Origin of the sequence: Nostoc sp. FACHB-190 (genome assembly GCF_014696905.1) — a bacterium.
Lineage (GTDB): Bacteria > Cyanobacteriota > Cyanobacteriia > Cyanobacteriales > Nostocaceae > Nostoc_B.
Genome location: NZ_JACJQW010000092.1, coordinates 1 through 6910, shown reverse-complemented (window position 1 = coordinate 6910; position 6910 = coordinate 1). Strand labels below are relative to the sequence as shown.

Sequence of the window (6910 nt, the reverse complement as noted above, 5' to 3'; positions counted from 1 at the left end):
CTTATGAGCAACGGTATCGAGAGCGTGTAGTTAACAACCTCAAGAAAAAAGCTTTGGCTTTTGGTTTGGAACTTACCCCCATTTCTGACTCAACGCAATGTGTTTCTTGAGAGTCATGGGCGATCGCTACAGACTTGACAACATACAACCCCAAGCCTGACCCTTGACTATCAAGCGATCTCCACAGAGGGCGAAACATATTCTCTAGATTTTCTGGAGCAATCCCAATACCAGTATCCTCAATCTCGATCACTAAATTATTATCTTGATTAGCAAGGCGCAAGAATATATCTCCAGACTCAGTATAATTAATTGCATTCTGCAAAAGATTAGAAAGCATTCTTTCTAAGCCTGTAGTATCTCCTACTACTGTTGTTCCGTGTTTGTATTTTTGCATGGTTACATAATGCAGTCCCAGAGATCGTGCTTGGGCTAGTGGAGAAAATTCTAAATATAAGTTTTGTAAAAAAAATAACATATCAATCCGACTCACAAAGTTTGTTGGGTTGACTTTTTGCGCTTCAACTAAATTAACAATTCTATTGTTTGTTTGTAAAACAGCTGATAACAAAGATTTTACCTCTTCCTGAGAAAGCCCATGTACGCCATTGATCAGTTGATTCAAAATCAAAGATGTGCTACCTAGTCCATTAAGAACATCGTGGACGAAAGCAGATAAATTTACATTGTCAGTCAAGCTAGACATTAAATTTTCTCCTTGACAAAACATATTTAAATTATTTTACAACAAATCCAGTCAAATTATTTAAACTGACGCTGTTGATTAGATTTAATTGTTTTAATCCAGGAAAAGAATATATATTAATAAAAACTTTATGTTATAAATACTAGAAAGATTTTAATCAAGACATTAAGATGATCAGAATAGTAATTATTGAAGACGAAAGCCTAACTAGATTAGGAATCAAATCGGCTTTATCTCAGGAGCCAGGACTAGAGATTTGCGGAGAAGCTTCTAACGGAAATGAAGGGATAAAGGTAGTTGCCGATCTGCATCCAGATATAGTTCTAGTTGATATCGGCTTGCCTGACATGTCTGGGTTAGATGTCATTTACAGTCTTAAACAAACAAGTCAAAGTAAAATAATTGCTTTGACTTACTATTCTGGGCAAGATGTAATTAACGCTGCCCTTCAAAATGGGGCGGACTCATATATTTTAAAAAAGACAGACGTAGGATTAATCAAGCAAGCCATCACCTGTACATATAACGGTAATCCTTTTATCGACCCAGAAATCGCTAGACGATTCTTAGTAAATTGGCAGAACAATAACAACAGGATTAAAGGAAAAAAATGGCGCGAGACTCCAACCAAAACAGAACTAGAAATTCTCAAGTTAATAGGTCGTGGCTTTTCTAATGATGAAATCGGAAAAAAACTGTATATCTCCGTGAGTACGGTAAAATCACATGCCAGCAATTTATTTTCAAAGCTAGGCGTAAGAGATCGAACCCAAGCCATTATTAAAGGTAAAGAACTTGGTTATTTAGAGTCAGAAGATTTAAGGGTTGGATGATTCTACAATTCGCAATTAAAACAGCCAAGATTTTATTTTTGATTACTTCTAACCCGAATCAGACAATAACCTTGCAATTCTTTTCGTTGTTGGCAGGCGGCGATCGCTGCTTGATTCTGCAACAATGTCTGATACATCTGTTGACCCTCCTTCGTTTTTGCCCACTGCAATACTTTTAAGTCATTTTGAGATACTACTATTGTTTGATTACCACTCAAGTTTGAAACAACATTCCATGTTGTCAAAGAACCAAGCAAGCCACCGGCTGCCAATACACCGCCAATTACTGCCCACAACCAAACCCCTATCTTTCCATTATTTTCTGGCAAAGATAGGGGATTTTGCATATTTTTCAATACATCGCGCACCGCACTGGAGATAACGGTATAGTGCATTGACTGGGCTGCTTTACTTGTGTCCTCTAACTTAGAGTCTATGAGAGTTGCCCAAGCTTCGACCATTGCCTCGGTTCGGGCTTGGTGGTCAATGATTGTCTCCTCATATCTTCCCAATGTTGCCATTAGCTGAAACATGGGGTCATCCCTTGAAATGCCCATCTCTTGGCACATCTGAGATATGCGTTTTTGCTCGGCTTCTGAATATCCCTGTAATATTTCGCCTACTTGCATTTATTTAGCCTCCAAGCCTAAATATTGAATCGCTATGTTTTTGCTAAATATTGAGGTGGAAAATTTTTTAATCCATTGGTGAATATATTGCCGATAAATCAGATAAATAGACATATCATTAGAGGCCATTGAATAAGGTTTACCCCTTCTTTCTAAGACTTCATACATTTCTCTATGCAACCCAGTTAGCTCAACATCAACACCACCGACTAGTGCTAATTTATGCTGGATTGACTGATACTCTGTAAAACGAGTACCAAAATGCTGATTCTTGACTACTACATAATTAGCATTAAAGGCAGCAAGCTCCAGCAGAGTTTTCAAATAATCAAGACAGTCCAATCTATGTGATATTGGTTGGAGAAAGGTCAATTTCCACTTATAGTCAGCCAAGAGACTAAATAATTCCACCTGATTGATGTACTGGCAGATTTTATTGATGTACTGTCCGGGCATATCAATTAAAAGGACATCAAATTCTCTTTTGTTTAAAGTCATTAAAAACTTGTCTGTTTCATCCTCAAAAAAATCAAGCTTTTCGATTATTGCCACCTCTTCATAAGCTTTCAATCTTTGACGGTTATCATGATCGTAAACTTTGACCTTTTTTTCTTGTTGAAGAAGTAGGTCGATTAGCAGTTTAGAAACTGTAGACTTTCCCACACGCGAATCGCCTACAGTCATAATTATTCTTTTATTAGGAGTCAATTTTCAAACCATCCAAACCCAAAATTCCTTTCGCTGGTTCAATTTCTTGTTTAAAGTTTCTTAGCCACCCCTTAACTCTTCCTTTTACAGCCGGATTTTCCATTTGTTCCATTCCTGCCTTAAAAGTCATGTTTTTTGCATCTAAATATTCATAGGCATGTGCTATTAACTTAGGCATACAAATTTCAATTAACGGAGTTTTAGTGTTAGAAATACTTTGTTTAATGGCTTTTACTTTTTCGGAGCCATCGTATAAAGTGAACTCCTTTTCTTCTCCAAAATATAAATTTTTTACTATTACATAATCCGCCATGTCTCTACAAAAACTATGCAGATGTACAAATTGATTAATGGAATCAATTATCCTAGATAGTACTACCACTATCGTTACACGAATTTTATAATCCAACAAGGCTGTTTCCAAAAAAGTCATATCTTCAACAAAATTCTGGAATATTTTTCCTGATTGTGGTGGTAATTCCAATAGAAACAATTCTTCTTCCTGCTTAGTTCCATCTTCAGGTTTTTTTTCATTAATCATTTTGTTTATTTGAATAAAGAAAGCGTCTATACCCCCCTCTTTAAATATATCCAGTTTTTCTATTGTGCAATGTTTTCCATAGTATCTGGACAGTTGCGAATTAGAAATATCTGCATCAAATCCCACGAAAGATTTGCCTACATCTAAATAGGTTTGCAGTAAACCTCGCGTGAACGTAGATTTGCCAACTCCACCTTTGTCTCCAGTTGTGATAATTAGTCTCCGAGAATAGGTTTCAGTAGTATTTTGAGTGTTTTCAGTATTGGTGTTGATTGCTTCTGTTGCATCAGTCATTCCAGTTCTTCCTTTTTTCTTTCTTTTAATCATTGACAGCCTGCATTCATCTCTTCTGAAAAATGCTCCAGAATTTGTAAATAAAATTTCTTCACATCAGGAATAAATTTATTAGCAGTAGATTCTACCGCTTGGATAATCAATGCTTGGTTCATGATATTTAGGATTTCAATATCTTGTTGTTTTTTCAAGGCATTAAATACATGCAAATCAAGCTCTTGAGCATTCAACAAATTGGCAGAACGTAAAACTAATCTGTCATAAAAATCTTTATAATTACTTGAGACGGGGATGACAAAAGGTCGAATTATTTGTTGAACTATTTCAAAATAAGTTGCCTGAGCCTGATAATCCCTATTGTTACATTCTGATAAAGCAATTTTTTTATAAAGTATATCCATGTAAAAATCAATTACTTTTTCTTCTGCCGGAATCCCTTTGAGGAATAAATAGCTTAATAATGAGGTTTTTTGTTGAAAATCAATTTTTTGAACCGAGTAATAAAAATACTCTGATTGCGGACTTTCTCTTTTAAAAACAGGCAAAATATTGCTTCTCACCCATTGCATTAATTGTCTAATAACGTCTGCTTTTACCACACCTGATAAAGCATGAATAGCTAAAGCATCCAGTGTATTAACGGCTACTATTTTTCCCTCTACAGATGTACATCTTTGATTCATCTTGATGCCCATCACTATAATTTTTTCGTTATTAAGTTCTGGAGCAATAATTTGAAATACATCTTCTGCAAATAGCTCTAAACCCTGGGGGGCATCTATTACTCGAATAATATTTTTTGATGAATGCTCAAATTCCCAGAATGTCCAAATTTTCACCATCTTCTTTTTTTCTAGTAGCGTCATAAATATGACACACAGAAAATCCCACCGGAATCTCTGAATGTGTGAAAATAATTAGTACTTCCGTCTATTGTTTTTATTAACTTTTTATTGTAAAGGGAGAGATAAGAAGCAGAGGGGCTGGGAGGAGAGTACCTTCATTCCCCCCTGCTCCCCTGCACAGGCTTTGAAAGGTGTGGTGAGAAATCCGGGTATATATGTATTCGCCAAGCAGATCGCACTCACCCGTCCACCTTCGCTTCCCCCGCATCAATCATCTTTGCTAGAGACTCCGCATCAAATCGAGTGAGTGCCTCCGCTAACTGCTGAAAATATCGGTATTGCTCATCTGCAAAATCCCCTGGCTCAAGCTCCAGTAATTCACAGAACTTTACATAGTCAACTGTCCAGTTGTATTCAGCGATCGCCTTTACAAATCGATGAGCCAACTGTAGCGATTCGCTTGTGGGACTGGGGGGCTTGCCATTGTGGTTGTAGGTGCTGCTGTTTTCGCTCATAGACTTCTCGGTAGTATACTTGTATTAGTAATTTTCCCTCTATTCCCGTGAGCGTTGCTGACTAAGTAGAAAGTGTCCTTTTATAGCCGCCAATACCGGACAGTCGCATAAACCCTTAATGAATACCCAACCGCCAGACTCATCAGGTAAGATACGAATGCAAGAAAGCTTTTAAGACTAATTTTTCCAAAATGAGATAATGTAGTAATGTAAATTATTTTTGTAGTATAAAAGCGAGGAAAAAAGATGACTGTATTTCTAGCTGTCCGGGTTCTCTTCAAACAAACCAATACAAGGCGCACAGATTTGCATTCAGTCCTCCATTTACAGGAATGATACTCTCTGCGATCAAAAATGTGCGCCTTGTGCATAGCAAGCAGCACACATCAAGGAAATATCAATGAATTTGGATTTATTAGGCTGGAGTGACTTTTTTACTCACAGTTTCGTACCCTATCGCCAACAAGGATTTAGCGTTGGTAGGGTTGCTATTGAATACAGAAATACTTACATCGTCTATAGCGAACAAGGCGAACTAGCAGCAAAAGTTACAGGGAAACTGCGACATCAAGCTACTCAACCACAAGACTTTCCCGCAGTTGGAGACTGGGTTATCATTCAGGCACGAGAGTCAGAAGGACGCGCTACCATTCACGGAATTTTGCCGAGAAAAAGTAAGTTTTCACGGAAAACAGTTGGTAGTAAAACCGAAGAACAAATTGTTGCAGCTAATGTTGACACCGTGTTCTTGGTTTGTGGACTTGATGGCGACTTTAACCCTAGAAGAATAGAACGCTATCTCATTTTGGCTTGGGAAAGTGGGGCGAATCCAGTCATCATTTTAAATAAAGCTGACCTGTGCCACTCTTTAGATGAGTGTATATCTAAAGTGGAAGCTGTTGCCATTGGTGTACCAATTCTAATATTAAGTGCTACCAACAATCAAGGACTAGATGCTTTGAAAGCATACCTCCAACCAGGACAAACAGTTGCTTTGCTAGGGTCTTCTGGTGTGGGTAAATCTACAATCACTAACCAACTCAAAGGTGCATCAGTGCAAGCTGTGCAATCAGTGCGCCAAGGTGATGACCGAGGTAGACACACCACTACAAATCGAGAATTGATATTACTGCCAACAGGCGGCTTCATTATTGATACCCCAGGAATGCGAGAAATTCAAATTTGGGCAGGTGATGAAAGTTTGCAAGGAACTTTTGCAGACATCGAAACCTTAGCCGCAGAATGTCGTTTTCGCAATTGCCAGCACCACAATGAACCCGGTTGTGCAGTGCAACAAGCATTACTTGAGGGTGAAGTCGATTATTCCAGATTTCTGGGCTACCAAAAATTGCAAAAAGAACTCAACTATCTTGTCCGCAAACAAGACCAACGGGCGCAATTAGCCCAGAAAGAACGCTGGAAGAAGATTCATAAAGCCATGCGAAATCATCACCAGCATTAATATCTGATCAGCTTTAATAACCCCGATTTTTTCAAGAAATCGGGGTTATAATCACTCTCTTTTGACGAGATCATTTCTAGAGCATCGAACTCAAAGAAGAACTTCCCGTTACCCAGACATTTTCACTTTCATAAAAATCCCCTCGTTGCTCTAACGTAAAGCCACCCAGCAACAATCCCAACCACACTTCTACCATCGGCATTTTCAATTTCTGTTGTAGTAAGGTCAGCGTTATTTCACTTTTAGTCTGTTCCAAATACACCCCGATCGCCCTAGTCCATTTTTGGACATCCTCATCCCCTGCCAACCGATGAACATCCTCTACAGTCTGAATTTCTAGCATTGTCAAGACATTTTGTTTCTCGACCGGAGCCGCT

The 6910-nt window shown here is 38.1% G+C and carries 8 protein-coding genes and 1 pseudogene; 2 read left to right on the top strand and 7 right to left on the bottom strand.

Annotation, left to right across the window (positions count from 1 at the left end; translation table 11 throughout):
* Position 1: 1 nt before the first annotated feature.
* Positions 2-706, bottom strand: a complete 705-nt coding sequence (locus H6G28_RS35950; RefSeq protein ID WP_190678088.1) for a sensor histidine kinase — start codon at positions 704-706, stop codon at positions 2-4.
* A 170-nt stretch (positions 707-876) separates the two neighbouring features.
* On the opposite strand from H6G28_RS35950, the gene H6G28_RS35945 reads away from it, so the two are divergent.
* Positions 877-1539 (top strand): response regulator transcription factor, encoded by a 663-nt coding sequence (locus H6G28_RS35945; RefSeq protein ID WP_190594299.1) that lies wholly within the window; start codon positions 877-879, stop codon positions 1537-1539.
* Positions 1540-1571: 32 nt separating this feature from the next.
* Here H6G28_RS35945 and H6G28_RS35940 read toward each other — a convergent pair whose 3' ends face one another.
* From H6G28_RS35940 to H6G28_RS35920, 5 genes are all read right to left on the bottom strand, one after another.
* The gene (locus H6G28_RS35940) at positions 1572-2168 is read right to left on the bottom strand and encodes a DUF6753 family protein (RefSeq protein WP_190594300.1); all 597 of its coding nucleotides are present in this window, start codon (positions 2166-2168) and stop codon (positions 1572-1574) included.
* Positions 2169-2852 carry a P-loop NTPase family protein gene (locus tag H6G28_RS35935; RefSeq protein WP_199331664.1) on the bottom strand — a complete coding sequence of 228 codons (684 nt, stop codon included), beginning with the start codon at positions 2850-2852 and terminating at the stop codon, positions 2169-2171.
* A gap of 13 nt (positions 2853-2865) precedes the next feature.
* The gene (locus H6G28_RS35930; RefSeq protein ID WP_190678085.1) at positions 2866-3711 is read right to left on the bottom strand and encodes a nucleotide-binding protein; all 846 of its coding nucleotides are present in this window, start codon (positions 3709-3711) and stop codon (positions 2866-2868) included.
* Between the two features lie 29 nt (positions 3712-3740).
* Positions 3741-4577 carry a hypothetical protein gene (locus H6G28_RS35925; protein ID WP_190594302.1) on the bottom strand — a complete coding sequence of 279 codons (837 nt, stop codon included), beginning with the start codon at positions 4575-4577 and terminating at the stop codon, positions 3741-3743.
* A gap of 218 nt (positions 4578-4795) precedes the next feature.
* The gene (locus H6G28_RS35920) at positions 4796-5071 is read right to left on the bottom strand and encodes a hypothetical protein (protein WP_190594303.1); all 276 of its coding nucleotides are present in this window, start codon (positions 5069-5071) and stop codon (positions 4796-4798) included.
* A gap of 400 nt (positions 5072-5471) precedes the next feature.
* Between H6G28_RS35920 and rsgA the strand changes: the two genes are divergently transcribed.
* Positions 5472-6533 carry a ribosome small subunit-dependent GTPase A gene (rsgA, locus tag H6G28_RS35915; protein WP_190594304.1) on the top strand — a complete coding sequence of 354 codons (1062 nt, stop codon included), beginning with the start codon at positions 5472-5474 and terminating at the stop codon, positions 6531-6533.
* Between the two features lie 76 nt (positions 6534-6609).
* Here the strand turns inward: rsgA and H6G28_RS35910 are convergent.
* A pseudogene (locus H6G28_RS35910) lies at positions 6610-6910 on the bottom strand (hypothetical protein); the annotation flags it as partial.